The organism is Aeribacillus sp. FSL K6-2848 (assembly GCF_038004325.1).
Lineage (GTDB): Bacteria > Bacillota > Bacilli > Bacillales > Aeribacillaceae > Aeribacillus > Aeribacillus composti.
The window spans coordinates 1,134,070-1,160,481 of sequence record NZ_JBBOQQ010000001.1 but is presented as its reverse complement, the minus strand read 5'-3'; the positions used below and the strand labels follow the sequence as shown (position 1 = coordinate 1,160,481).

The 26,412-nt window shown below is 40.7% G+C and carries 27 protein-coding genes and 1 pseudogene; 10 read left to right on the top strand and 18 right to left on the bottom strand.

The genetic code is table 11. The features are described from left to right. Positions 1 to 238: 238 nt before the first annotated feature. Positions 239 to 589 carry a hypothetical protein gene (locus NSS70_RS05890; RefSeq protein ID WP_340881063.1) on the bottom strand — a complete coding sequence of 117 codons (351 nt, stop codon included), beginning with the start codon at positions 587 to 589 and terminating at the stop codon, positions 239 to 241. Positions 590 to 1,021: 432 nt separating this feature from the next. Between NSS70_RS05890 and NSS70_RS05885 the strand changes: the two genes are divergently transcribed. The 3 genes from NSS70_RS05885 (at position 1,022) to NSS70_RS05875 (ending at position 3,756) form a co-directional block, all read left to right on the top strand. Next, positions 1,022 to 2,251, top strand: a complete 1,230-nt coding sequence (locus NSS70_RS05885; protein ID WP_340881062.1) for an IS110 family transposase — start codon at positions 1,022 to 1,024, stop codon at positions 2,249 to 2,251. Positions 2,252 to 2,801: 550 nt separating this feature from the next. Then, positions 2,802 to 3,089, top strand: coding sequence for an ArsR/SmtB family transcription factor (locus NSS70_RS05880; RefSeq protein ID WP_064550387.1), 288 nt, complete (start codon positions 2,802 to 2,804; stop codon positions 3,087 to 3,089). A gap of 76 nt (positions 3,090 to 3,165) precedes the next feature. Further along, complete coding sequence (locus tag NSS70_RS05875) at positions 3,166 to 3,756, top strand: MFS transporter (RefSeq protein ID WP_340881061.1); 591 nt, start codon at positions 3,166 to 3,168, stop codon at positions 3,754 to 3,756. On the opposite strand, the gene NSS70_RS05870 is transcribed toward NSS70_RS05875, so the two are convergent. The 3 genes from NSS70_RS05870 to NSS70_RS05860 all read right to left on the bottom strand — a co-directional run bounded on the left by NSS70_RS05870 (position 3,712) and on the right by NSS70_RS05860 (position 5,779). Further along, the gene (locus NSS70_RS05870) at positions 3,712 to 3,909 is read right to left on the bottom strand and encodes a transposase (protein ID WP_340881060.1); all 198 of its coding nucleotides are present in this window, start codon (positions 3,907 to 3,909) and stop codon (positions 3,712 to 3,714) included. The two genes, NSS70_RS05875 and NSS70_RS05870, sit on opposite strands and share 45 nt — an antisense overlap. A 144-nt stretch (positions 3,910 to 4,053) precedes the next feature. Further along, the gene (locus NSS70_RS05865; RefSeq protein ID WP_340881059.1) at positions 4,054 to 4,479 is read right to left on the bottom strand and encodes a DUF2712 domain-containing protein; all 426 of its coding nucleotides are present in this window, start codon (positions 4,477 to 4,479) and stop codon (positions 4,054 to 4,056) included. 130 nt (positions 4,480 to 4,609) lie between these two features. Next, on the bottom strand, positions 4,610 to 5,779 hold the full coding sequence (locus NSS70_RS05860; RefSeq protein ID WP_021292746.1) for an ISL3 family transposase: 1,170 nt from the start codon (positions 5,777 to 5,779) through the stop codon (positions 4,610 to 4,612). A gap of 258 nt (positions 5,780 to 6,037) precedes the next feature. On the opposite strand from NSS70_RS05860, the gene NSS70_RS05855 reads away from it, so the two are divergent. Next, complete coding sequence (locus NSS70_RS05855; protein WP_339195758.1) at positions 6,038 to 7,411, top strand: IS1380-like element ISGsp2 family transposase; 1,374 nt, start codon at positions 6,038 to 6,040, stop codon at positions 7,409 to 7,411. A 1,582-nt stretch (positions 7,412 to 8,993) separates the two neighbouring features. On the opposite strand, the gene NSS70_RS05850 is transcribed toward NSS70_RS05855, so the two are convergent. The 12 genes and pseudogenes from NSS70_RS05850 to NSS70_RS05795 all read right to left on the bottom strand — a co-directional run bounded on the left by NSS70_RS05850 (position 8,994) and on the right by NSS70_RS05795 (position 18,546). Then, positions 8,994 to 9,335 carry a YisL family protein gene (locus NSS70_RS05850; RefSeq protein ID WP_063386645.1) on the bottom strand — a complete coding sequence of 114 codons (342 nt, stop codon included), beginning with the start codon at positions 9,333 to 9,335 and terminating at the stop codon, positions 8,994 to 8,996. 163 nt (positions 9,336 to 9,498) lie between these two features. Beyond that, positions 9,499 to 10,407, bottom strand: a complete 909-nt coding sequence (locus NSS70_RS05845) for a fumarylacetoacetate hydrolase family protein (RefSeq protein WP_063386644.1) — start codon at positions 10,405 to 10,407, stop codon at positions 9,499 to 9,501. Between the two features lie 3 nt (positions 10,408 to 10,410). Continuing rightward, complete coding sequence (locus tag NSS70_RS05840; RefSeq protein ID WP_063386643.1) at positions 10,411 to 11,184, bottom strand: TatD family hydrolase; 774 nt, start codon at positions 11,182 to 11,184, stop codon at positions 10,411 to 10,413. Continuing rightward, a complete protein-coding gene (locus NSS70_RS05835) occupies positions 11,181 to 12,014 on the bottom strand; it encodes an SPL family radical SAM protein (RefSeq protein ID WP_339194671.1) in 834 nt (277 codons plus the stop codon). Before NSS70_RS05835 ends, NSS70_RS05840 begins: the two co-directional genes overlap by 4 nt. A 293-nt stretch (positions 12,015 to 12,307) precedes the next feature. Beyond that, positions 12,308 to 13,258, bottom strand: a complete 951-nt coding sequence (locus NSS70_RS05830; protein ID WP_340881058.1) for an aliphatic sulfonate ABC transporter substrate-binding protein — start codon at positions 13,256 to 13,258, stop codon at positions 12,308 to 12,310. A 10-nt stretch (positions 13,259 to 13,268) separates the two neighbouring features. After that, a pseudogene (locus tag NSS70_RS05825) lies at positions 13,269 to 13,784 on the bottom strand (ABC transporter substrate-binding protein); the annotation flags it as partial. 105 nt (positions 13,785 to 13,889) lie between these two features. Continuing rightward, entirely contained in the window at positions 13,890 to 14,960 is a 1,071-nt protein-coding gene (locus NSS70_RS05820; RefSeq protein ID WP_063386638.1) for a sulfate/molybdate ABC transporter ATP-binding protein, read from the bottom strand. 12 nt (positions 14,961 to 14,972) lie between these two features. Next, positions 14,973 to 15,827: a sulfate ABC transporter permease subunit CysW gene (cysW, locus tag NSS70_RS05815; RefSeq protein ID WP_063386655.1), complete on the bottom strand. Its 855-nt coding sequence runs from the start codon at positions 15,825 to 15,827 to the stop codon at positions 14,973 to 14,975. A gap of 26 nt (positions 15,828 to 15,853) precedes the next feature. Further along, positions 15,854 to 16,696: a sulfate ABC transporter permease subunit CysT gene (cysT, locus tag NSS70_RS05810; protein ID WP_261308785.1), complete on the bottom strand. Its 843-nt coding sequence runs from the start codon at positions 16,694 to 16,696 to the stop codon at positions 15,854 to 15,856. Between the two features lie 30 nt (positions 16,697 to 16,726). Continuing rightward, entirely contained in the window at positions 16,727 to 17,794 is a 1,068-nt protein-coding gene (locus NSS70_RS05805; protein WP_311067019.1) for a sulfate ABC transporter substrate-binding protein, read from the bottom strand. A 139-nt stretch (positions 17,795 to 17,933) separates the two neighbouring features. After that, positions 17,934 to 18,113 carry a YezD family protein gene (locus NSS70_RS05800; RefSeq protein ID WP_094245314.1) on the bottom strand — a complete coding sequence of 60 codons (180 nt, stop codon included), beginning with the start codon at positions 18,111 to 18,113 and terminating at the stop codon, positions 17,934 to 17,936. Next, positions 18,094 to 18,546 carry an RrF2 family transcriptional regulator gene (locus tag NSS70_RS05795; RefSeq protein WP_340881057.1) on the bottom strand — a complete coding sequence of 151 codons (453 nt, stop codon included), beginning with the start codon at positions 18,544 to 18,546 and terminating at the stop codon, positions 18,094 to 18,096. Before NSS70_RS05795 ends, NSS70_RS05800 begins: the two co-directional genes overlap by 20 nt. 426 nt (positions 18,547 to 18,972) lie before the next feature. On the opposite strand from NSS70_RS05795, the gene NSS70_RS05790 reads away from it, so the two are divergent. From NSS70_RS05790 to NSS70_RS05765, 6 genes are all read left to right on the top strand, one after another. Next, positions 18,973 to 19,194: a spore germination protein gene (locus NSS70_RS05790; RefSeq protein ID WP_063386633.1), complete on the top strand. Its 222-nt coding sequence runs from the start codon at positions 18,973 to 18,975 to the stop codon at positions 19,192 to 19,194. An 11-nt stretch (positions 19,195 to 19,205) separates the two neighbouring features. Further along, positions 19,206 to 19,415: a spore germination protein GerPB gene (locus NSS70_RS05785; protein ID WP_063386632.1), complete on the top strand. Its 210-nt coding sequence runs from the start codon at positions 19,206 to 19,208 to the stop codon at positions 19,413 to 19,415. A 69-nt stretch (positions 19,416 to 19,484) separates the two neighbouring features. Next, complete coding sequence (locus NSS70_RS05780) at positions 19,485 to 20,108, top strand: spore germination protein GerPC (protein ID WP_340881056.1); 624 nt, start codon at positions 19,485 to 19,487, stop codon at positions 20,106 to 20,108. Further along, complete coding sequence (locus NSS70_RS05775) at positions 20,105 to 20,281, top strand: spore gernimation protein GerPD (protein ID WP_340733198.1); 177 nt, start codon at positions 20,105 to 20,107, stop codon at positions 20,279 to 20,281. Before NSS70_RS05780 ends, NSS70_RS05775 begins: the two co-directional genes overlap by 4 nt. Positions 20,282 to 20,313: 32 nt before the next feature. Continuing rightward, complete coding sequence (locus tag NSS70_RS05770; RefSeq protein ID WP_340881055.1) at positions 20,314 to 20,679, top strand: spore germination protein GerPE; 366 nt, start codon at positions 20,314 to 20,316, stop codon at positions 20,677 to 20,679. Positions 20,680 to 20,767: 88 nt separating this feature from the next. After that, on the top strand, positions 20,768 to 20,986 hold the full coding sequence (locus NSS70_RS05765; RefSeq protein WP_063386628.1) for a spore germination protein: 219 nt from the start codon (positions 20,768 to 20,770) through the stop codon (positions 20,984 to 20,986). Between the two features lie 840 nt (positions 20,987 to 21,826). On the opposite strand, the gene NSS70_RS05760 is transcribed toward NSS70_RS05765, so the two are convergent. Together NSS70_RS05760 and NSS70_RS05755 are read right to left on the bottom strand one after the other, a co-directional pair. Then, entirely contained in the window at positions 21,827 to 25,234 is a 3,408-nt protein-coding gene (locus NSS70_RS05760; RefSeq protein ID WP_340881054.1) for an SMC family ATPase, read from the bottom strand. After that, positions 25,231 to 26,412 carry an exonuclease SbcCD subunit D gene (locus NSS70_RS05755; RefSeq protein WP_130157162.1) on the bottom strand — a complete coding sequence of 394 codons (1,182 nt, stop codon included), beginning with the start codon at positions 26,410 to 26,412 and terminating at the stop codon, positions 25,231 to 25,233. The genes NSS70_RS05760 and NSS70_RS05755 overlap by 4 nt, the downstream gene beginning before the upstream one ends.

Sequence of the window (26,412 nt, the reverse complement as noted above, 5' to 3'; positions counted from 1 at the left end):
AATCGACTTTTCGGACAGCCCCCTCTAATTACTTAATTGGGACAACTTTGAGAGATATAAAAGTATCTAATTGTTGGGTGCCAGTTGATGATAAAGCTGAGAATTATATCACGACTCCCCATTTTTTCTTTTGAAAATTTCCCATCTACATCCTCGATGTGTACCTATCTCATGTAGCTCATAACGTACTGAAAAGCCTTTTGATTCAATTAGGGAAGAAGTAAGGCGAGTACAATACTTACAAGGACTGTCCAATGTTAATTCTACACCTTTTTCCTCGGCTTTTTTCGATAGTCCCAAATTCCACAGCGGAATATGGTAATAGAGGAAAAATCTTTAGTTTGATTATCAATGTGATAATCAGATTGATAGCATTCCGCTTGTTTACTATTCGTAGTACAAGATCTTCAGCCCCATTGTTTGTATTTTGCAGTTTACTAAAAATGTCTGAATTGAATTTGATATAATCATATAAATCTTCATAGCCATATTTGTAGACTAAGTATTTTTCCATGGCAGCTTGAGCTTCAAAAAAACGTTGTTGCCACAGCGCGGCTCTTTCTGTTTCTGACAGATTTAATTTGTTCATGCTACAATCTCCTCGTATACTAAGTTTCAGAAAGTTTTTTTATCGAATTTCCAGTCCGATACGCTCCTTGACAATCGCATATCTTGGGTGGTTGCCTTTGTGGGAGGGGCGCGCCCCTCCCACAAAGGGTTGAGCGTACCGGGGTTGGACTTTTCGCAATGTTCCTGGATAATGGTCTTAGGATCATCGGGGATACTCTTCTCACTCCTGTAGCTTTGACTACTTGTAAAGTCTGTCTCCTCGGCCCCTGTTTGGACGTCTAACCCGCAGGCTGTTCCCGTTGGTTTTCCCCATGCTGGAAGGAGCAGCTTCCAGGGCAGCCCATGGTCCAACGTGAGTTCTCATATGCGAGGGTGACTGGTCAACAGGCGCGATCCGGGGGCATCCCGAAGAGTCCTACCCCTCGATCCTACAACAATAGGAGGTGATCTCATGAAACTCTACGTCGGGATCGACGTGAGCTCACGCGACTTAGCCACCTGCATTATGGATCATGAAGGAAATACGTGCGCACGCTTCAAAGTGGATAATCATCTTCTGGGCGCCACCTTCCTTCGGGATCAAATCCTCCTGTGGGCTAACAAGCGAAAGCCAACCGAATTTCTGATCGGGATGGAAGCCACCTCGGTCTACAGTTGGCATCCAGCTATGTTTTTCCACCAGCAGGAGGCCTTGCAGGCTTGGAACGTCAAGGTGTTTACGATCAATCCAAAGCTCATTCGCAAGTTTAAAGAAGCCTATGTCGACTTGGAGAAAACGGATGACATCGATGCTTGGATCATTGCGGATCGGCTTCGCTTCGGCCGTCTGAAGATGACGGCTGTCCTCAAGGAGCAGTTTCTCGCGCTTCAGCGACTGACACGCATGCGATATCATCTCGTCCACCAGTTAACCCGTGAGAAACAGTATTTTCTCCAGCACTTGTTTTACAAATGCAGTTCCTTTACCCAAGAGGTGGACAGTTCGATCTTCGGACATGCCATTCTCGAACTGCTGCTTGAGTCGTGGAGCCTCGATGACATCTGCCAAATGGATGTCAAGCAGTTGGCCGACTTCCTGCGCCAAAAAGGGCGCAATCGCTTTTCCGATCCGGAATGCATCGCCAAGTCGATTCAAAAGGCGGCCCGTTCGTCGTATCGGTTGTCCAAGTGTGTCGAGGATTCCATCGACTTGCTGTTAGGGCTGTCGATTCAATCAATCCGCAGCCTGCAATCGCAGCTCAAAGAGCTCGATAAAGCCATTACCCGCCATCTTGAAGGCATTCCGAACACACTGCAAACCATCCCAGGCATCGGACCGGTTTATACCGCAGGCATCCTGGCCGAAATCGGACAAATCGAGCGGTTTCACAACCAGGCCGCCTTGGCAAAATATGCCGGCTTGACATGGTCCAAGCACCAATCGGGCCGTTTTCAAGCCGAGGACACCTCCCTCATTCGTTCCGGCAATCGCTATCTCCGTTACTACCTAGTGGAGGCTGCCAACTCGGTGCAACGGCATGATGCGACGTTTCGTGCGTACTACCGGAAGAAGTATGAGGAAGTGCCCAAACACCAACATAAACGAGCCCTCGTCCTCACCGCTAGAAAACTCGTGCGTGTGATCGATGCGCTGCTACGCAACGGTCAAATCTACACGCCAAGAAAGGGGGAAGATCGATAAGAGGATCGATCTGGTATACCAATATCAACCTTTAGACCCAGTTTATTACATGTACCAATACTGGGTTTCTTCAGTATTGCCTTTTTTCGGATCATCGGACAAGGGAATTTCCAATTTCTATGATTTTTCACCTTGACATATTACCGCAGGACTTTCTTTGCTTAATACTATTTATATTGTGCATATTTGACACGAATTGTAAAAACCCTTCTAAATTTTGTGATAATTATTGTTAATATAATTTTAAGAAAAATAAGATTGAAGAAATATGCGCTGTGGTCAAAGGCGCCCTCCCGTGCAGCGAGTTCATGACCCATCTCCATTTGGTGACGTGCAATTCGACTTTTGATAAGATTAAGTTATATTGTCTTTGGACTTATTCCAGGTGGTTTAAAAACGCGTAAATAAATTTGCTTATTAGGTTATTAGGGATCTCACTTTTGTGTCTAGTACGTCGTATGATTGGTTGAACAGCCCAATATTTCTGTTAGTGAATTTAGCTCAAAAAGATGATACAATTATTTTATATACTTATGAAGGAGGTGAATTAATGGAGAAGCATACATATGGTGAATTAGCAAAAATCTTCTTTGCACTCTCTGATCCTAAAAGATTAGAAATAATTCACCTTCTGGGAAAACAAGAAATGAATTGCAGCGAATTGTCGCAGATACTCAATGTATCCTTACCAACAGTTACATATCACCTTAAAATACTCATTAATGCTGGCATTGTTGAGGAAAGAAAAAGCGGTTCTTGGAAATATGGAGTGTTGCGAACAGAAGTACTTGAAAATGCTTTTGAGATGATTAAATGCCATGTCACTCTTCCTCAATAGAAAAGCATGGCTTATTCTTGCTTAACAGTTAGATAGTTTTAAAACTCTTAAATCCAAATAGGAGAGGGGTTTTATAATGAGTGTACGTGCGAGAGAAGCTATTTCTGTGCTAACTTTTTTACCGTTGTATCTTCTTTTTTTCCTTATCGGTACTGAAACATTTTTAGTTTCTCCACTTCTTCCTAGCATCGCTAAAGATTTTCGTGAAGATGTGAGTATGGTCGCACACACAGTCACTTCTTATGTCCTGGTTTATGCACTCTTCGCTCCTTGGCTAGGAATTTTGTCTGACCGCGTTGGACGAAAAATGTTCATTGTTGTAGGAGCAGTGATTTTCTGTTTTGGAAATATTTTAGCTTCCATTTCAACAGGAGTATGGTTTTTGATTGTTGCACGAGCAATTGCTGGATTAGGCGGCGCCATGGCTGGACCCGCCATGTGGGCTTATATTAGTGATGAGACAGATCAACTAATGCGTGGACGGGCAATAGGATATGGCATGGCTGCTTTCTCTCTAGGGCAGGTTGTTGGCGTTCCGCTCGGTTCTTTTATTGCGGGGTTTTCGCGTTGGAATTGGGCTTTTGGTTTAATTGGAATAAGTGTATCGATGGTATCAATTTATTTATTTTTTAGATTTAGGCCACTTATCACTTTTTTCTTGTCCTAGTTTTCCTTCTTCATATGCTTTCACCCATCTTTGCACAAGATTCGGGCTAAGCTCGTATCTTCTAGCTACCAATGCTTTATTTCCAACTTCTAATGCTTCTTTCACCACTTGTAGCTTAAATTCCTTCGAATGTTTTCTTCGTTTCATGTACATCAAAAGCCCCCTTCATTTGGTCACTTCGATTATAAAAAACACCTTATCGAGTGTCCAAATTCATTAGGGGGCTAATGAGACAGTTATTAATTGAAAAGCGACCAAAAATGGTATTATAAACCATTTTTGGTCTTTTTTTTTATATCAATCAGTTTCCTCATCCCAATAACCAGCTATTGTATAGTTATTAGTACTATAGTTATTGTTTTCAGCACCTAATCTTACATAAGATTTGTTTGCTGTGCTATATGCCGTATAATAGTGGGCGCCACTTCCTTGTTTCACATCATATATATTTGAAACTCTTGTTCCACTTTTATCTAACCAAAAAGTTGCAATTGTTCCTTTTCCTTCAGATGAATATGCCAGATTTACTTTCCATTTATTTTTAGGATTAGAAGTTTCTCGATATCTTTCAGCAGAATAGCTATTTTTATATTTAGGTTTAAGAGTAAAATGAAAACTTACATTATCGTTTCTGGCAAATGTAAAACTGGAAAAAGTAAATATTCCAATCCCCACAACCGCAGCCATCCCTAACCTAAAATATTTTTTGGCTAAATTTCTCATAATACTCCTCTTTCTTAGTATTGATCGATATTTATCCCAGGTAAATATCTTAAAAATACTTTATACCAAAAAAATACAAAAAACAAGAATTTATTTGGTTCATCACCAAAAGATGTACTTGATTTTTACGTTAAAATGTGATAGAGGTCTCTAGACGGACACGCAAAGTAAAACGCTGGATATTTCGATACCCATATCCTCGCCTTTTGATCAATTTTATTTTGTTGTTGATTCCTTCCATTGGACCATTTGAGTAAGAAAAAACGATGCAAGAAAGCACTGCGTCTCTTCGGGTGATGAGTGCCTTGGCAATACTGCGTACGGCGGCACAGTCGCTAAAAAGGTACCGGTCAAACCATTGGGTCAAACGAGTTTCGGCTTGCTTTCTTGTTTGGCTTTTGGATACGTAACGGAAATGTTGAAGTGCTTGATAGACATCACGTAAATAAGCACTTTCTTGGCACCATTGTCGAACTTCCTGTCTCTCTTCTTCTGTTAATTTTTCTGGACGTTGGCTTAACAATCGGCACACGCGGCGAACGCTTCCATGTTTGGTTCCGCCTTTGGCAAGGTATTTGCGACAACGTTCCAGTGCATCGGTGAATAACTGAATCACATGGAAGTGGTCAAGAACATGGATGGCTTTTGGACATACCTTTTCAATGGCTTTTCTCATGGCAGGAGCCAAGTCGCTGACAACATACTTCACTTTGGAGGCGACGGGTTGAAGCGCCTCCACAATGGCTTCTTCATTTTTTCCAGAAGCAATGGAAAGGACATTCCGAGTCTGTGTATCCATCACCGCTACTCCGTAATCATGTCCCTTTCGGAAAGCGAATTCATCCACACATACTACTGTAGGATTCGATGTTGGTAAAAGAGCCGGGGCATATTGATAAAACCAGCGTTCTACTGTCGTATAGGCGAGTTGTAACAAGCGAGCGACTTCTTGAATCGTTTTTCCGATGCATAACTGGGCGACCCAATGTTGAAACGATTCCGTCGCGATACTGTGAGACGGAAGTCCCGGATAAGAAACGGTGAACGTCAGAAAACAGGCTTGGCAACGCCGTCTTTCTATGGGAAGTTCAATCCAAAATAAACCGACCGTATTGGTATAGCCATGAATCCATTGTTTTCGTTTCGATGATATTTTGGTTGTCCGTCCGAAGCAAGTCGGGCAGATCGGACAATGAGGAGGGAGGGAAAGTTCAAAAATCCATCGTTCTCCCTCTTTTCGTTCTCCATGAATAAGAAAGCCTGGTAAAGTGATCAAATCTTTGATAAACTGAGATTGCATGCGAAATTTCCTCCATGGTTGATGGTTTGGTCACCTTTACCATACAGGAAATTTCGCATTTTTTGTACCCTTGATCAGAAAACAACCTGATTGTCAAGTACATTTTGTGGTGAAGAGCCATTTATTTCAAAAAATAACATATAAATCCATAAAATATAATCACCTGAATCCGTGACAAAACATCTTTACAATGGTCGCAAACCGTTGATACGATAAGGGAAAACGACGTTGACGATTCTTCATCAAGTAGGTGATGTGATGAAAGATTTCCCGATTCGGTTTGTATTGACAGATGAAGCGATTACCCCAAGTGCTGGGCTTGCTCTCGTTGGCTACTTACTCCATCGAACGAAACTGGATAAACGGGTAAACGCACTTCGGCTTCCAACGGTTCGTCGAGAAGTGCACATTTCCCATAGCGATGTCATTCGCTCGATGATTGGCTTGCTTGCCACAGGAAAAACGGATTTCGATCATATCGAAGCGTATCGTCAGGACGATATCTTTTCGGCATCGATGGGGATTCAGCACGTGCCTTCCTCTCCAACCTTGCGACAACGACTCGATCAGCTCGCTTGTCTTCCGATGACCGAAACGATTCTTTGGGAGGAGTCCATACGTCTGTTGATTCAACGACATGCCACTTTGTCCCCTTGTTGGACCAAAGGAAAGACGACATGGCTTCCCCTTGATATAGATGGTTCCCCATTTGACAACTCCGATACGAAAAAAGAAGGAGTCAGTCGAACGTATAAAGGATTTGACGGTTTTACACCGTTGTTTGCGTATGCAGGGAAGGAAGGGTATCTCGTTCATGCCGAGTTGCGTCCAGGGAAACAACATGTGCAAGACAACATGCCCTCGTTTTTAGTCACCGCTATCCGTCGAGCTCGTCAACTGACTTCATCTCGTCTGCTTGTTCGCATGGATGCAGGAAACGATGCAGAAGCGAATGTGCACGTATGCCTAAAGGAAGACGTGGACTTTGTCATCAAGCGAAACTTACGCCGAGAATCGAAAGCGCTTTGGTTCCAGATCGCTTCGCAAAAGGGCAAACGTGTCGATGATGGACAAAGCGAAGGAGTACAAACCTATGAGCTATGCCTTCCACAGAAGGCAGCGATCGATGGAAACACGTATACGTACGTTCAAGTCACCCAAGTGACGGAACGGACGATGGAACGCAATGGACAGCTGATGCTCGTTCCTGATTATGAAGTGGAAAGCTATTGGGTGCGGCTCAAAGGATACGAGCATGTTCGAATGAGCGATGTGCTCGCGTTGTATCATGACCATGCGACATGCGAACAGTTTCATAGCGAACTGAAGAGCGACTTAGATTTAGAGCGGCTTCCATCTGGGAAGATGAAAACGAATGCGCTCGTGTTGGTCATGGGAGCCTTCGTTTACAATCTTCTTCGTCTGATTGGACAAGATCTATTAAGCGATCCGAGACATCCGTTGCACCACAAAGTGAAACGCCGCCGCATCAAGACGATTATTCAGACGGTGATCACGATGGCAGGGCGACTCGTCCGTCGATCACGACAGATCTGGATGAAACTGACGCGAAGGAGTGGCTATAGCGAGCCCCTACTGAACGTCTATCAGAAATGGAGAGAGGTAAGATAACGAACGAATGTTCGATCACTGATGTCCAACGTCACTCCCTGGGCTTTTTTGTCTATTTTTTTGGTTCGTATACCTAAAACAGAGATTTGTTCCATTTTCGGAAATAGAGATGACATAGGTCATAAGCATAAAAGGGGTTTATGGATTATCAATCCATCAAAATTACAACAAAATCAAAGTCGATTTCAATTCATCACGGATTCAGGTAATCATATTAATTCAATGGGATTCGTCCTCTAGTTAATATATAAATACACACAAAAAAGTCACCTCATTGTCAATAAAAAGTCTCTCGGAAATTAATTTTCCGTGTTTGGGGCTGTCCGATAATTCCCTAAAATGAAGAAAATTAATTACTTTTGATAAGTAAGCAGGAGAACTTATTTGTTGATGCCTGTATAATCCGGCAAATGCTCAATGTCCTTCATATCAATAAAGGAAATTGAAGTAGCGGATAGAAGTTATGGAAAAGCATTAAGTAGAGCACCTAAATCAAAATTGGTTAGCACTTTGGTCTTCTATTAGTATGATTAGTTTTACCAATTAAACTATAAAAATAGTTATGCTTCCTATAAAAGGTTGAGTGGAATTTGTTAAGAAACAAAAGGTGATTACGAACAAATAAGCTTGAATTTTTTGAAATAAATTGCTTGGACCATGATACGCTCGGTTACTTAGTTATCGTAGATACTAGAAGAGAAAGACGTTTATCAGATTTTCCTGAATGAATAGGAGTAGAAACGGAAGAAAGCTTTATTCCAAATTTTCATCATATTAAAGTTGTTATTTTTCAATTACAAGACATAGATGAAAAATATTTAGAATATGAATATCTTTTTATCGAAGATTTATTAGGTTTAAAACCGGATTGTTCTTACCATGTTTCTGAATTTAAGATAGAAACAGCATTTAGCATTTGATATGCCTGATCGTATAATCGACATCGTTAAATTTGTCAACGAATTATTATCGATGGCGAAAATGAATATCGAAATTGAAGTAACTAATCCAGAGTCGTTTAATTATTTATCGAAGGAATAATGAAAAAGAAAATGCAATATCTTTTAGTTATTGAAGCGATAGTGCCATAATTCATTGCAGTAAACGTAAGGCATCGCCTGCATTGAAACTTTTTTCCAATCCGCGTCCGCGGAATTTCGTCCAACTTTTTGTCGATTAGCAAGGTTTCAATGAACTCATATCGAATTATTATTCAAGCCTTAATAAAAAACGAGATAAGGGGAGTTTCATAATTTGAGGTGGTTATTAGCTATTCCACTTATTTTGCTTGGAGCTTTTTTATTTTCATTAACCATTGATGATATGAAATATAGGCCATATAATTCTAATAATTATAGGATTTGGATGTTTTTTTAAGGCTGGTTTTATTGTCAAATTCAAGAAAGAAAAATAATAGGGGGGTGTCTAATAAGTCGTTTTTACGGCTTATTGACGCCCCCATTAATGTTTTAGAAACGTTGATATATATCGGTGTTTATGATTTTTTGTTTTCAATGGCGATTTGACTTTCTAAGACAGCCCCTGCGAAATACGCTCCTATATTTTTGCATCAACATATTTTTTAAAAAGTAAGAGGCAGTCTAAATCCAAGCAAAATGACGAGAATCAGCACAATCCAAAAGCCGATCCAAATGCCTTTGGACGATTCGTTTCTCTTCTTTTTGCCCAAAACCATTTCCATAAGCCCGATCAAAACGATGGCAAGGAAAATTTTAGCGACATATTCCCCTACATAGTTGGCCATGCTGAACACATTATAGCGGAAAATTAATTCAAGTCCAGTTGCCAACACGATTAAATAAAAGATTCGCACAGCCATATGCAAACCTTTTGAAGGTTTGGCAAACGCAATGAAAAACAAAATCAGCAAAATGACCCATGATGTAATATGCAAATGTGTCATAAATGCCCTCCCCCATCTATACTTGCAAGTCCACATTCATCATATCAAATGATCATACAAAAACATAGCAATTACTATGATAAATAAAATGATTTCACTAAATTGACAAAGACGCACTAAAACGAAAGATTAAAGGGGCTCACTCTTGCCCGTCCTTTCGCTATTAAATTTCCTTGACTTTATTTCTCAACGTGCCAATTCCTTCTACCGTAATTTCGACAGTGTCGCCAGGCTTTAATAATTTCGGCGGATTGAAGCCTTTTCCGACTCCCGCAGGTGTACCTGTTGCAATGATATCTCCCGGTTCAAGAGTCATGCCTTGAGAAATGATGGAAATGATCCGTTTAATCGGGAAAATCATTTGATTTGTATTGGCTTGCTGCCGAATTTCGCCATTAACTTTCGTCTCGATAGACAGATGCTGTGGATTCGAAACAGCCGATTTATGTACAATATACGGTCCCATCGGGCATGATGTATCCAAGCTTTTTCCTAAAAAATATTGTTTGTGGCGAGCTTGCAAATCTCTTGCTGTGACATCATTGATGATCGTATATCCAAAAACGTAGTCATAGGCTTCTTCTTCGCGAATTTGTTTTCCTTTTTTCCCAATGACAACTGCAAGTTCCCCTTCATAATCAAGTTCGTCGGTTAAATAAAGATGAGGATCAATTTCTCCTTCATGAGCAATAACGGAAGTTGAAGGTTTGGAAAACAGAATCAAATCGGAAGGAATATCACTTTCGCTTCCCATTTCCGCAACATGGTCACGGTAGTTTTTACCGACGCACATAATGTTTTTCTTCGGTCGTGGAATCGGTGCTTGGAGTTTAACAGCTGACAGCGGATAGACATATGTCTCCCTTTCTTTTTCCTTCGCAACCCATTCCTGTAATGCTTCAATATGGCGGACAAATTTTTCACCCATTTCAATGCACGCTTGCAGCGATGCAGGCGATATTTCCGATTCATAAAGCTTCAGTTCCGCTTTTTGAATATCAATAACCGAATCTTCGTTAAAAATTAGTCCGATAAACGTTCTGTCGTGAATATTTGCAGTGACAAGCTTCATGTTCTACCCCCAATTAAGATAAAGTTTTTTCGCATTATTTGCAGTTGTGCGCACAATATCTTCACGCGGCCTCTTTTTAATATTCGCCAATTTGCAGCAAATTTCCTTTAAAAATAACGGGGTTGTGTCAACATTTTTAAACGCTCCCCCATACCGCCAAGGGCCGTCCGTCTCAATAAGCAGCTGATCCATCGGAACTTGTTCAGCAAGCTGCTGATCGCGCAGGCGGTAGCAAACTTCCGGAGTCACAGAAATATAATAGTGTTGTTTACAAATTTCCTTCACTACAGATGATGCCGCTTTAAGCCAATGAAAATGCGCTTTTTTCACTTGATGTTTTTGCAAAAGATGTAAAACTTTTTCCGCATCTTCATGAACTGCATGCAAGGCAACTGGCAGTGAATGTTCAACGCTGATTTTCAAAAATTCCTTCAAGACATCTATATAAGTTTGTTCCGAATACTTTGCAAATAATCGCTCTTTTTCATAATACGGCAAACCAATTTCCCCGACAGCTGAAATCGCCCTCTCTGTTCGAATCAGCGATAGAAGCTCTTCAAGCTCCCGTTCTTCAAGAATCTCCTGTTCAGGGTGAAAGCCAGCAGCTGCTATAATAAAATCTTCATGTTTTTGCTTCAATTCAAGCGTTTTATAGGCGGATGTTAAATCGGTTGAAACGGCCACAACATGAGTAATGCCCGCTTCCTGCCACTTTTTGATTTGCTCATCAATAGTTTTTGGATCGTATTGATCCAAATGAATATGAGAATCGATCATTCTTCATGACTCCCATCGGGCGGAATGAAGCCTTGCCTAGAAATGAACAGCTGATCTTTCGCAAACACATGTAAAAATAAGTCTTTCACATATTCGAGGTTTTCAGGGGAAAACCATTCTTCTTCTCCAATTTGCGAAAAAAGCTTTGACAAACCGAGCGCCTGTGATCGTCTTCCGCCGCTTCCATCTCCTAAAAAGAAATCATCTAAACATACTCGTTTCGTCGCATTCCGTAATAGATTCGTAAAATTCGGAGAAAAAGGCAGTACAGGAGAAACTGCCGCCTGTGACGGAATGTTCTCTTCATTTAGTTTTTTAAGCGCATTGATCCTAGCTTGAATCGGCGGCGCCTTTGGAGAAAAAATTTTGCGCACATCATCTCTGTCCGTTTCAATGGTAATGCTGACAAGCACCCGATCCCCCAATTTTTGAAAGATATCAATATCTCTAGTGACAAGCGGGCTTCTCGTCTGGACAAATAAAAAGTCCGGAGGCATTTCTGCTATCACTTCAAGGAGCCTTCTTGTTCGTAATTCCTTCGCTTCCAGCGGCTGGTAAGGGTCTGTTGAGGATGACATGAAAATCGTCACTTTCCCTTTCTTCTTGGCCCGCTTCAATTCGCCTAAAAATTGGTTTGGCTTTTCATCCTTTATTTCAACCCATGTTCCCCACTCTTTTTTCTTAAACAATGCGACTGGAAGCTTTTGTACATAACAATAATGGCAGCCGTATGAACAGCCGACATACGGATTTAAACTGTACGAATACCCTTGCAAATAGCCGTTTGTTTTCGTTAAAAACGAGTTTGGATTTTTACGGGTAATTTCCATTCATTACATCCTTTCCCGCAGCGAAAAGATTATCTCATTCAATGAAAAAAATTTTGAAAAGAAAAACGGCCTCAAGGTTCACAGACAGCCCGCTTGCAAACCGGCCATTACCGCTTCCGTGAAGATAAGGACAGCTGTTCTCCACAAAAACAAATGGAGGGATAAACACCTCCATTTGTAAAAGGACAACTATTTGCGCTTGTCAATCGTTATCGCATGGATCTTTCTTTTGAACATTCCGTTTCAGGGTCATTATAACTTATAAAGCATGAAATGACCACTTTCTTGCTTCGTTAATCTGAAAGAACAGCATCTTGCACATTTATTTTCTCGTTTATCAATCCTGCCTCTAAAAAAGTATCTGCAAGCTTCTGTTGGGCATCCACCACTTCAGGTGTGATGTCAAATACTCCATATTCTCTTCTTTCCAAAGTTTGCTTCCATACATCTTTCGAAATGCCAGTTTTCTGTGAAAAGTTTTCGGCAGCCCCTTGTTTGTCTGCTTGAATCTCTTTGTGAACCTTCTCTAGTTCACTGATCACTAAATTTCGAAGTTCACGATTTTCTTGAAAATAATCGCGTCTTCCTACAATAAATCCATATTGACGCGGGAGACCTTTTGCATCGGCAATGATTCTAGCACCTCCACTTTCTTCTGCGTCCGCAAGATATGGATCCCAAATCACCCATGCATCCACATTGCCGCGTTCAAAAGCTCCTCTAGCATCTGAAGGCTGTAAATAGACAGGAGTAATATCATTCAAAGTCAGCCCTACACTCTCTAAAGCAGTAAGGAGCAAATAATGTGCGCTTGATCCTTTACCAAAAGCAACCTTCTTCCCTTTTAAATCTTCTATCTTTTGAATAGGTGAATCTTTTGGAACAACAATCGCCCGATATACTTCCGGTTCATAGGCAAGATAGGCTAATTCAGAATCTGAAACGGCTCCTGCAAGTACAGCAGGTGCTCCGCCTACATATCCTACATCAATTTTTCCTGCATTCAACGCCTCTAATAATGGCGGTCCTGATTGAAATTCATGCCATGTGACTTTAACTCCTTTTTCAGCCAAAATTTTTTCTAAGCTGCCTTTTTCCTTTAAGAAAAGCAAAATAGATGATTTTTGATAGCCAATTCTAAGTTCGTCTGGTAATGTCTCCTCTTCCGCTTTGGCATTTGATTTTTCCGCATTGGAAGTCTCATTTGCCTCCTCCTTGCTGCCGCAGCCTGAAATCCAAAGCACTAAAAGGAAAATCAAAAGCTTTTACGAGCAAGTAATGGACGTTTGAGCCTTTGTTGAGCGCAACCTTTTTACCTTTTAAATCTTGAACAGTGCGGATGGGTGAATCTTTTGGAACAAGAATAGCTTCTGAAAGAGGGCTTTCTGGCTCATGACCAATATAAACTAAATCAGTGCCTGCCGCTTGTGCAAAGATCGGCGGCGCTTCGCCAGTATGCCCGATATCAATGCTGCCGACATTTAATCCTTCCAAAAGCTGCGGACCTGCCGGAAATTGAATCCATTCGACAGAATATCCGTGACTTTTTAACGCTTTATCCAGCGTTCCTTGTTTCTTTAAGATGTTTAATGTCCCGTATTTTTGATATCCGATTCTAACTACCTTTTCCTCTTTATCTTTTGTTTCTTGAGATTCACCGGCGCTTTTCACATTCTTTTCTTCTCCTGAGCAGCCGGATATAACAGCAAATAAACTAACAATCATGATTAAAAGCAAGGCAAGCAAAGATTTTTGATTTTTTCTCCTCATTTTGCTACCCCCTTTGTCCTTATAAAAACTATTAGTCAAATTTATTTACATTCTTTTTGAAATGCAGGCTTTTCGAGTGATAATGATCTTGGCGACATTATTTATTCATTCTACGGATGGAGAATCTGAAAAAAACTTTATTTTTTCCAAGTCAGCATAAAGAATCTCATCATTTTTCACGTTCAGTTGATTCGCCTGTTCAACACTCAAGTCCACTTCGATCAGATCATTCGTTTTCAATCTTTCCAATTCCAAACGGACAATCGGGCCATAAGATTGGATGCGGCGAACCTTTACTTGAATTGATTTTTGATTATCATTATGTCGAGTTATTCGCACTTCATGAGGACGAATATACCCGATCATTTTTTTCGTTTGAATGTTTTCATCAGGTGCAGCAAATAATGCTTCTCCGATATGTAGGCGACCATCGTTCACTTCAGCATGAAAAACATTAACACGCCCTAGAAACTGATACACGAATTTCGTTTTTGGATGTTGATATACTTCATCCGGTGTTCCGACTTGCTCAATTTGTCCATTATTTAAGATTACCACTTGATCAGCAACCTCTAAGGCCTCTTCTTGGTCATGCGTAACAAAAACAGTTGTTACATGTAATTGTTCATGCAACTGCCGCAACCATCTCCGCAATTCTTGACGCACTTTTGCATCAAGAGCTCCAAACGGCTCATCAAGCAGAAGCACGTTCGGCTCCACTGCTAACGCTCTAGCTAATGCAACTCTCTGCCTCTGTCCGCCTGATAATTGAGCCGGGTAACGGCGATCAAGACCATTTAATTGGACTAAATGAAGCAATTCATTTACTTTTCGTTGGACGTCTTGTTTGGACGGTCTGTCTTTTCGCGGACGCACTTTAAGTCCGAATGCAATATTCTCAAAAACGTTCATATGATGAAATAAAGCGTAATGTTGAAAAACAAAACCGACATTTCTTTCACGGACCGTTTTTGTCGTATAATCATGGTCGCCAAAATAGATGCTTCCGCTATCAGGCATTTCCAATCCGGCAATCATCCGCAGCAACGTAGTTTTCCCTGAACCGGATGGACCTAACAAAGCGGTAATCTTCCCTGACGGTATTGTTAAATTTACTTCTTTTAATGCTTGAAATGAGCCATAATTTTTAGAAATTTGCTTCACATTGATATCCATGATGCACACTCCTTACCCTTTTCCATCAACTACACCCTTCCATTCAAGCACCCCTTTAACAATTAATGTAACGATCGCCAACATAGCTAAAAGGGAAGCGACTGCGAATGCAGCAGTAAATTGGTACTCATTATATAAAATTTCTACATGGAGCGGGATCGTATTTGTCATTCCTCGTATATGCCCTGACACAACAGAAACGGCTCCAAATTCACCCATTGCTCTCGCATTGCACAGGATGACGCCGTATAAAATTCCCCATTTGACGTTTGGAAGCGTCACGAATAAAAATGTTTTCCATCCGCTGGCTCCTAAAGATAAAGCGGCTTCCTCCTGTTCACTCCCCTTTGCCTGCATGACCGGTATTAACTCGCGGGCTACAAACGGAAAAGTTACAAATAAAGTAGCCAAAATTATGCCTGGGACAGCAAAGATTATTTTCAATCCGAGCGAATCTAAAACCGGCGACAACAAACCTTGTGCACCAAACAATAAAACAAAGCTTAAACCAGCGATAACGGGCGATACAGAAAACGGCAAATCAATAAGCGTGATGAGCCAGGTTTTCCCGGGAAACTGAAACTTTGTGATACACCATGCAGCAGCAATACCAAAAATAAAATTTAATGGCACTACTATTGCTGCGGTCAAAAGTGTAAGACGGATCGCTGATTGAGCATCCGGTTCTGTAACCGAAGCAAAATAAACTTCTAAACCGTTTTTCAAAGCTTCTGTAAAAACAGTAATTAGCGGGATAATGAGAAAAAAACCAACAAATAATAGAGCCGTTCCCGTCAATATAAAACGAATCCACGCAGATTCTGTATGAACACCGACAAGAGGCTGTTTCTTCGTTTTAGTACCCATTTGAGGCATAACATCTCCTTAGTGACTTAATGAATAAAATATTTTCGACTCGTTCTCCATTGCAAATAATTTATAAGAAAAAGCAGGAAAAAAGAGATAATCAATACAATAGCGGCAATCGCTGTTGCCCCCTCATAATCGTACTGTTCCAATTTGGTGACGATCAAAAGAGGGGCGATCTCCGTTTTCATTGGCATATTGCCGGAAATGAAAACGACTGATCCGTATTCGCCTAACGCCCGCGCAAATGCGAGCGAAAACCCGGTGAACATCGCAGGAACAAGTGATGGCAAAATCACTTTCCAAAACGTTTGCCAACGGTTTGCACCTAAAACAGCTGCCGCTTCTTCGTACTGCTGATCTAAATCATGCAAAATGGGCTGGATAGACCGCACAACAAACGGCAATCCGATAAACGTTAAAGCAATTACGACACCGAGCGGGGTATAAACAGCCTCAATACCGAAGCGGTCCAAATACTGTCCAATAACGCCTGTCGGGGCATAAACAGCTGTTAAAGAAATTCCCGCTACTGCAGTTGGGAGAGCAAACGGCAAATCGATTAATCCGTCGATAATTCTTTTCCCTGGAAAATCATATTTCACTAACACCCAAGTAAGCAAAAGACCAAAAACTAAATTGATGGCAGCGGCAATAAATGAAGAAACAAAAGATAAACGAAGCGAGGCTGCCACCCTGTCAGTTGTGACGATTTGCCAAAATTGCTCCCAGCTGAGTGTTGAGGCTTTTAAAAAGATAACGGACAAGGGGATCAACACTATTAAACTAAGATAAGTTAGCGTAAAGCCCATCGTGAGTCCCCAACCTGGAATAACCCCTTTTCTGTGCTGTTGTTTTGTTTTGGCCACTTCCAATCCTCCATTCATCGGAACAAATCATTATTTCGGCTGATAAATTTGATCGAAAATACCGCCGTCGTCAAAATGTTTTTTCTGAGCCTCTCTCCAGCCCCCAAACAGTTCGTCAACTGTAAAGAGTTCCAATTGCGGGAATGTATCTTTATATTTTTCAGCGACTTTTGGCAATGTTGGACGATAATAATGCTTTGCTGCCAATTCCTGTCCTTCTTCCGTGTACAAATATTTCAAATACTCTTCAGCTACTTCGCGCGTTCCTTTCTTATCAACCACCTTGTCTACAACAGCAACAGGAGGTTCTGCTAAAATGCTTACAGAAGGTACAACAATCTCAAATTGATCCTTTCCTAATTCATTGATGGCTAGAAAAGCTTCATTTTCCCAAGCAAGAAGAACATCACCGATTTTTCTTTCGACAAATGTTGTTGTAGCACCCCTTGCCCCGGAATCTAATACTGGAACATTTTTATATATTTTCGCAACAAATTCTTTTGCCTTCTCTTCATCGCCGCCATATTTTTTCAATGCGTATCCCCATGCAGCTAAATAATTCCAGCGCGCTCCACCCGATGTTTTTGGATTGGGGGTTATAATCGAAACATCAGATCTGACAAGATCGTCCCAATCTTTAATACCTTTCGGATTTCCTTTGCGTACTAGAAACACAATAGTGGACGTGTAAGGAGAACTGTTTTTATCCAATCTTTGTTGCCAATTTTTTTCGATCAATCCAGTATCTGCAATGGCGTCAATATCATAAGCCAGCGCTAACGTTACAACATCTGCCTCCAAACCATCGATAACAGACCGCGCCTGCTTGCCAGATCCGCCATGTGATTGCTTTATCGTAACCTCTTGACCAGTTTTTTCTTTCCAATAGCTTGCGAAAGCTTTATTAAAGTCTTGGTAAAGCTCACGTGTAGGGTCATAAGAAACGTTTAATAACTCGACTGCCTTTTTATCTCCCTCTGAGCTGGAGCTGGCACTTTCATTTTTTGAACCACAAGCACTTAAAACAAGAGCTACACTTGTAATAACAGATAATAGAAAAAATAGTCCTTTTGACTTGCGTTTATTTGTAATATTCATAAAATTCATCTCCCTTTCCGCTATGTTTCGGTGGCGGTGTTATAAATAAAAAAACTTCCTCGATCCGGGAATATTGAAAAGACATAGGGAGTCTTCGGTGGACCGATCGACGACCTCTTTATGATATTGTTTTATATGTTCACTTAGCCCCTTTGTTATGGCTATCCTTTCGTTCTAAAGGATAACGGAATTTTTCCAATTTTTCGATTTGTGTAATTCTTGAGTCATGTACAATAATTTGCACAGATCCGTATTCCAAATCTTCTAGTGAACGTATAATTCTTTCAATCCACTCCTGATCAATTTTCGTTTTTAACAAAGCTCTCCCCTCCAATTCCCGTTGTAATTCTTTTATTCAATAAATCATCTAAAGTTGTTTGTTCAAGAACGCGGGCAATTATGTCACGTACAACCGTCCAAAGCGGCTTTAATAAACACTTATCTTCCAATGGACACGGCACATAAGCCGTCGTACTGGCACACCCCATTGGAGATAAAGGACCTTCAATTTGCCGGATAACCTCCCCTATGTTAATGTCAGTCGGCGATAAACGGAGCATATAGCCTCCTTGTATACCCCTTTTACTGTGCACATACCCCAATTTTCTTAATTGGAGCAAGATTTGTTCCAAGTATTTGACCGTAACTAGCGTTTGTTTGGCGATTTCATTGATCGGACAGACTTTTCCCTGTTGCTGACCAAGTACAAGCAAAGCACGTAATGCATATTCACCTCTGCTTGAAACCTTCACCAAATGCCCCCTTCCCCTGAAAGTTTACTAGATTAATCTCGACTAAAACGGTAGGGATTTTCACGACAAAAACTTTTTGATAGTTTAAGAAAATAATATTGAGTTACATTTTAATCGTATTAATCCTATATGTCAAGTAAGAATAATAATTTTTTTGTACTTTTTTCCATTATTTTTCCTTGATAAATGAAAAACAATTTGAAAACAAGAAAAGTCACCATGCTCTTCGGGCAAAAATTTTTTCGGATGCGATTATTTTATGAAATTTTTGTGTAAATGTGCTAAAAGCACCACGAATTTTGCATAGTTATTTTGTGAAATATTGAGGTATACAAAAATGCGACTCTAAACGTTTATCACAGTTTTCAAGACATAACATACACTAAAAATAGCTAAATAACTTTTAAGGTAAAGGAATGGAAAGCGATGCCTGCAATTGTTGGTGCTATGAAGGTAAATAGCGTCGGGACGGCCAGTGTCGTTCATGTCGGAGACGTCGTAAACATTTCACCATACAGTGAAGTGAAAACATTCGCAGGGGCCGGTTCCTTCAATACAGGCGACGGTCTTTACGTATTTAATCAAAACAGCATTACGAATACGTTTGACAGTGATCTCGTTGATCAGCCGCAAGTGTTAAACGCTTAGAGGGTGGTTTTATGAATTTTTATATTCAACAATCGATTCACATACAATTTATACGTATCGGAACGATCGCCAATTCATCCGTATTTCAAATCGGCAGCGCCGGAATCATAAAACCGCTGTCGAATTTATACAACACAGGACAATTTACTGAACCGGCTCCCGCTCCATCCGGCCAGGGAAACGGAGTCATTGTGCCTCTCCGTCCACCAAGCATTTCATAGCGATTCACCTTTCATTTAGAAAAGAATATAAATATGGTAACGAATGCTGATAAAGGTGGGGAGAACATCATGAATTACACTGTGCAATCATTATTGCAATATATCCTAAAATTGGAACAATATCTCCATTCCCAAAGCAAAAGAATCGACCATCTGGAAAAAGGGTTTCTTTACCTTGAAGAACAAATGGAAGAGATCAAAAACAAACCTTATACAAATATTGAAAAAGTTGAGTACAAATTTGACCAATTGAAAATCGAAACGCTCGAAGGAGTCTTGAATATCGGTTTAAATCCTGCCGATCAGGAGGCAATTGAACAATTTTCCGTAAAAAATGAAGAACTAAACGTCGATGATGTTCATCGCGAATTAAAACAGCAAATATTCGAACAATGCGTTGAAAGCATTCATAGTTATTTACAAGAAGAATGTCCGAAAAAGATTGAAGACTTTGCTAAAAACTATGAATATGAATTAGATGAAACATATAAAGCTATCATCATAGAAGACATTAGAAAACAACTTGAAGGAAGGATTACTTATTATCTACAAAGACTCCGTCTCCATGAGCAAACAGATATAAAAGAAAAAATACAATGGATTGAAGAAAAGGTAAAAAAAGATATTGATCAATCGATCGATCATTTTTTTAAACATTTCCCCAATAAAAAGAAAGGCGACGAATTTTCATGAATTTTACCGTCATCAATAACGGCTTGCATGTGGGCATGGTGAGAATCATAGGGGTTTCAAGTTCATCAGTTTTTTTAATAGGGGATACGGATAAAATCTCTCTTTCTTCCATTTTTGATACGCCACCTGAATCACTGGTCATCGGTCCATTTGTTCCTTTGTCATTAGACTAATGTATTTGTTAAAAAGGTTTTCGAACATTAGAGTGGCGTATATACACTCAGTAGACATCTGTTCCGTATTCCAAATCGGTGACGCAAAAAAAATTACCCCTAAAACGAATGTTCTGGCAGTTCAGCGGGACTATGAAAAATTTAATACAAAGGAAGGATCCTTTCACTCCTATCAGCTTTTTCGCGAATCCATTCCCCAGCCTTCCTTTGACGAACGATTTTCCAGCGCATATTCAAACAATTCTCCGAACATATATGTCGATCACGTAAAAATTTTGGGCATCTCATCTTCAAGCATCGTGAACTTTGGATCAGCCGAAGAAATATGCGCGGAAGCACGAATAAAACATATTCGACAATTGTCTAAAAACGTTGATGGCGACGAAAAACAACGGTAATTTCAACAGGACAAACATATTGATCCCTGAACAATAGATTTTCTCTACGCATGTGATTTATGAGACAACAAGGAAAAGGATGTTCCTCATGCCAGCGATTGTCGGACCGATAAAAATTAATTCCGTTTCAGGAGGAGTTGTGAATTTCGGAGATTCCTTTTATTTATCTCCAAAATCAGCATCAAAATCCATCAGCGGCTCTGGTAGCAGCTGCACAGGCGATTTTCATATTAATAACAACGGTCTCAGCATAACAAACGGAATCGATCCGGACGTAAATGATCAAAACCAGACGGCAAATGCATAGCCGCCTGGTTCGTTAAAAAGACTTAGTGAAAAATAACGATTGGAATTATGTTATGATTCAGAAACACTATTTGCGAGCAGGACATTCAATTTGTTGTCCTGCTCAATAGAAAAAGCGCATTGTCTTGCATTTCAGATCAAAAGACTCTTTTTAGGAATGTGGATGTCCTCATGATGCACAAATAGAGTGAAACTATGAATCGGTTCAAAGAAGCTGAAAACCTGCATTAGTTTTTTCATGGACTGTTATACAGTTAGAAAGCATTCGCACTCACAACATTAACATACAATTCAGTTAATTTCGTAAAGTGATTTTCATCCCGTTGTAAAAGAGGAATTTGATATTTTATAAGACTCGCCTTTTCATAGTCTTATTTTTTTGACGGTAAACTTTTACTCACCCTATTTCAAAACGGGGTAAATTGCAGATGGTACCGTTCTCCTGTTTTTAAGCTTATTTGGAAATGCTGAAACGATTTGTGCATGATGCAGCAGGCGTCACCATCGAACCTGCTTTTTTCGCTTATTTGGAGAATGCTGAAGCAGCATACATCTTGTCAAAACAATGAAAAACGGTTAAAAAAGTACGGATGAGCACAGCAATCAAAACATACTAAGATTAGTATGGGTTGTCTTAGAAAGTCAAAATCCATTGAAAACGAAACATCATAAACATTGATATATCAACGTTTCTAAAACATTAACGGGGCGTCTATAAGCCGGAAAATCGACTTATTAGACAGCCCCGTCATGTTGAGCGGTTAAGATCCTTTAGAGAATGTAATACTTGCTGTTAACTTTTAACGGCATACTAGGTCAGAAATATCCTTGCTTCATGGAATTAAATCGTTTCGATTCGCACGGTCGTTCCATTTCCGGAAGGTTCAGCTGGCTCAATGATCAGCCGCTTAGGCAATCGTTCCCTTAGCTCCTGCACGTGACTGATTACGCCAACGGATAAATTTTGCGATTGCAGCTTTTCCAAAGCCGATACAACCGTATCGAGAAGCTCTGCATCAAGCGTTCCAAACCCTTCATCAAGGAAAAAAAACTGAAGCGGATATTTTCCGCGAAGCTGAATTTGGGTGGACAACGACAAAGCTAAGGCTAAAGAAGTTAAAAATGTTTCTCCGCCAGATAATGTCGAAACAGGTCGTTTTACTCCGCCATTTGCATCGTCACGCATGATAAAACCGCCTTCTGAATCGACTTCAATCGCATATCTTTGTCTTGTCAATTCCCCAAGCCGCTGTGAAGCATCAAAGCTTATTTGTTGAAGCTGTTCCTCAGCCATGTATTCGACAAAACTATTCCCTTTCAGGACGGCTTGAAGTTTTTCTAACCGATTAAGAAGAAGCTGCAACTCTTCTTTCTCTTTTTCTATTTCCACATATCGTTCATGTTTTTCCTTTAACAGCTGCAAATGCTTTGCCGCCGCGCCTCTTTGTTCCATTGCTTCGTTTACTTGCTTTCTAGCTTCTTCTAAGCATTTTTTCGTTTCTTCCCATGTTTCCTGCTTAAGAATAGCTCCGCCTAATTTTTCTTCCAGACGTTCAATTGCAGATGTTACATGCTCCATTTCTTTTTTATATTGATCCAGACTCGTTTGCATAGCCAGTTTTTCTTCTTCCTGCAAAACGGAATTTCTCACTTCATGCACATTTGCAAAAGGAGTCTGCTGTTTTCGGTCGTTCCAATTTTTTTCCGCTTTTTCAAGCTTGCTTATACAGCTTGTCAATTGCTGTTTGGCGGTATGGAGCTGACTTTCAGCTTTTTGATATTCATTTGCTGTTTTTTGGAAAATATCATAAGCTGCTTGTTCATCCCTTTTTAGCTGTTCAAGGGCAAGATCGATCCTCTTAAGTTCTGTCAAAAGGTTTTCCTTTGCAGCTGATTGCGCTGTGAGCCTTTTCTGTTTATCGGCTATCAGTTCTGCCTGCCTGTCCATTTCTCCTTTTTTGGCAGCTAATTGAGTGGAAAGATTGAGTATTTCTTCCCTTAACCGCTCGATTTCCTGTTCTTTTTCTTGAATAAAGCTGACGCTTTTTTCAATTCGTTCGTGCAGCTGTTCAACGAGCGAGTCTTTTTTACTAATTTCCTTTACATACATCTCGATTTGATCCATATCGAGATCAGCAAACTCTATATCCCACTTTCTTTTTTCTTCTTCCAGCTGCTCTATTACATTTTGCAATTGTAGCATGATTTCGGATAAGTCTTTTTCCCCAGCATCCAGCAACGGTTCTATTTGTGCTGTAATATGGTTGACTTCACGAATGTCTGCTATTGTTTTTCTTATTGCGTCTTTTATTTCTAAGTAATCTTGGTTCAAAGCTTTCCATTCGATTTTGAATTTGTCATATGCCAAAAGATCATGCGGCTTATCGTCCATCGTAATGATCGGCTCTTCGTTAGCCGACGCTATTTCTTTCACTCCGGCAAGGAATGACTGTTCCGCTTGTAAATCTTCAGACAGCTCCTGCAGCTTTTGCTTCAGCGAGGAATACAGCTGTTCGGTTTGATCACATTCTTTGAAAATTCGTTCTAGCTGCTGCGTTGTTTCTTCTAATTTTTTTAAACGTTCAATCGAAAAATGTCTGTTCGGGGCCGGATGATATGTGGAGCCGCAGACAGGGCAAGGCTCCCCCTCCGTCAACTGCTCGGAAATCAAAGCTGCCGTCTGATTTGTTCTTTCTTCTTCAAGCTGACTTTTTGCAGCCTGTAAATCATCCTTTACTTTTTCTTTAAAAAATTCATGCTCCCGCATTTGGCTGCATAAACGATCATAAACTTTTTGTAATTGATTGAAATTACCTGCCAGGCGTTCGTTTAATTCACTTTTTTTGCGGGCGGACTCGTCAGCCTTTTCCCGCCATTCGTTAAGCTGGTCTTCTTTCTTTTGCTTTTTGCTTTTTAATTCATATTCGTCTTTCATAAGCTGCATGATTTTCAGCTTCTGTTGATATGCTTTTTGGATTTTTTCCCGGAATTCTCTTGAAACTGTTTCTTCTTTCGCCTGCTGTTTTAAAGCCTGCTGCTTCTCTAACGCCCTATTTAATAATTCGCTCGTCTTTCTCTCTGTATGCTGTTTTTCATGCAGCCTCGTTTTCAATGCTTCATAGTCTTCTTTCAGCTTTGCAAACGATGCTTCATCCTCTTTGATTTCTGCATCCAATGAGATAAGCTGTTTCAATCGTTCACGTTTTGTTAAAAGCTCCGGCTCTTCAACAGCTTTTTTGGCACGAATCGCTTCAAAAGCTTCCTTTTTTTCTTTATAAAGGCTTGCTAGCTTTTTCTCTTCCTGCTGCCAATGCTCTGTTTCTTTTTCAAAACGGTCCTTTTCCGCTAAATGTTCGAGCACTGCTTCTGCATATGGTTTCAGCATCTCCGCTTGCTCCGCTTTTTTCAGCTTTTCTTCGATTTCTTCAAACCGCTCCTTTTCTTGCTCAAGCTCCTGTCGTTTTTTCTCATAAGTCGTTTTTTCCGTCTGCAAATTCCAGATTGTCTGAATCCGCTCAAATTCCTTTGCTGCCTCATCCAGCTGCTTTTCCCGTTCTTTCAGCTCTGTATCGCAGCGTATAAACGTTTTTTCTGCCTCTAAAACGGCTTCTTTCGAGGCATCGCCAAGACCTGCTTGTTCCGCTGACAATTCAGCGAATTGCTGTCTTGATTCCAAAAGACGTTTTTTCAGCTTTTTATTTAATTGGTCGCCGAATCGTTCCAAGTTGAACAATCGTTCAAACATTTTCCTTCTTTCCGAGCCTTTTAAAGAAAGAAATTCAGCAAACTTCCCTTGCGGAAGAACAACAGCGCGGGTAAAATCCTCTATCGTCAGCCCTAAAAGCTCGTAAATCTTGTCATTTACATCATTTGTTTTATCTGCCAAAACGACCGTTTCTTCTCCTATTTCGAGAAGCCGGCACAGCCTTGTGTTGATCCTGACATTATCCACCCGCTTAAATGTTCGTTCAACAGTATATCTTTTTTTTGATCGGCCATCTTCAAGCTCAAATGTAAAACTGACATATAATTGATCTTCCGCATGGTTCATTATCCCTTGCGTATTATTGGCCGCTCGCTCTACTTTTCCATAAAGCGCTAACGTAATGGCATCCAATATCGTTGATTTTCCGCTGCCAGTCGGACCAAATATTCCGAAGACACCGCCGTCGCATAGTGTTTCAAAATCGACCGTCTGCATCTTTCGATAGCTATTCAGTCCAGCTAAAGAAAGTTTTATCGGCTTCATGACTGTGCTCCTTCCTCTTTTAAGTCTTCAGAGAGCAATGTCATAAACAGTTCAATGAGCTCTGCCTCCGGCTCGGCGCCGCCAGTTTGTTTTTTGTAAAAACGTTTAAACATTTCATCAATCGGGAGATTTTCTCTTCTTTCTTGTTGGATCTTTTCGGCTTCTTTTTCAAAAATCGGCCGGATGTGAATAAAGCCGTCGTGCCATTTTCTCAACCGATGAATTTCTTCTAATGAAAGGCTGTCGGTCAAAAAAATTTCAAGATCAATCCATGCGTTTTTGTCTCTTCCTTCTTCAAGCCACTGGTGAACTTGAAGAAGACCGCCAGTTGCTTTCCATTTCACAAGCGGTTTTCCGCTCGACAAATAAATTTCGGAAACAACCGCGTTCTCGCCGGGTTTTGCATCGATCACTGTGACAGACTTCGTATAACCTGCCTCAGAAAAGCTATAGGCAAGCGGCGATCCAGAATATCTTGCCGGCACATTGGACTTTTTAACATTTTGCGGCCGGTGAAGATGCCCCAATGCGACATATTGCGCTTTTTCCGGGAGGCTTGTGGCTCGAACTGTATACGCTCCGCCGACTTCAATCGGTCTCTCCGAATCTGTCGTGCTGCCTCCGGCTACATAAAGATGGCTCATGGCAATATTCACCGTATGAGGTTCAAACTCTCTGCTCATCATTGCAAACAAGCCGCGAATTTTTTCATCGTAATGCTCTCTCAATAAGAGTTCATCATATTCGTTTGAAAGCAGTTCATTCAGCCTTGCTTCCGACGGATAAGCAAGCGCCGCCAGCTTCATTGTTTCATTTGTCCGCGGAACTTCAACCGTTAAAACATCGCCTCTCGGGTAGCCGATCAACTCGATCGCCTGCTCCTTTGCCAGCGGAGCTGCTGCTTGCAATCGTTCCGGACTGTCATGATTTCCGGAAATGATGATAACACGTCTTTTTCCTCTATCAGAAAGTCTTGAAATACTTTCATAAAACAGCTTTTCTGCTCCTGCCGGAGGATTCACCGTATCAAAAACGTCTCCTGCCATCAAAATGACATCAATTTTCTCCTTTACAACAATTTCATACAGTTCATCAAGAAACTGTGCCTGCTCTTTTAGCCTGCTCCGACCTTCAAGCGTTTTTCCGAGATGCCAATCCGCCGTATGCAAGATTCTCAA